At 61.9% G+C, this 333-nt stretch carries 1 rRNA gene; it reads right to left on the reverse strand.

From position 1 onward, the window contains the following. Positions 1–245: 245 nt before the first annotated feature. Positions 246–333 (reverse strand): 16S ribosomal RNA (locus ADK54_RS17750); the annotation flags it as partial.

The raw sequence follows: 333 nt of genomic DNA on the forward strand, positions 1-333 counted from the left end.
ACCCATCACCCCACCAACATCATGGTGAGTGCACTGGGGCCGGCAACCGAAGACCAACAGGCTTTCGCCCGTGCCTTCAGACACCCAACAGCGTGCCCGGCTCTCCCACCCCACCCGAACCGCGTTCCACGCTCCGAAGAGCAGTACTGGCGGCCCGAACAGGCCGAGAGTGCCGAATAGTCAACGTTCCACCCATGAGCTGACCGTGCAGGACATCTGCCTGCAGACGGTGCTGTGCTCCTTAGAAAGGAGGTGATCCAGCCGCACCTTCCGGTACGGCTACCTTGTTACGACTTCGTCCCAATCGCCAGTCCCACCTTCGACAGCTCCCTC

The organism is Streptomyces sp. WM6378 (assembly GCF_001279695.1).
Taxonomy (GTDB): domain Bacteria; phylum Actinomycetota; class Actinomycetes; order Streptomycetales; family Streptomycetaceae; genus Streptomyces.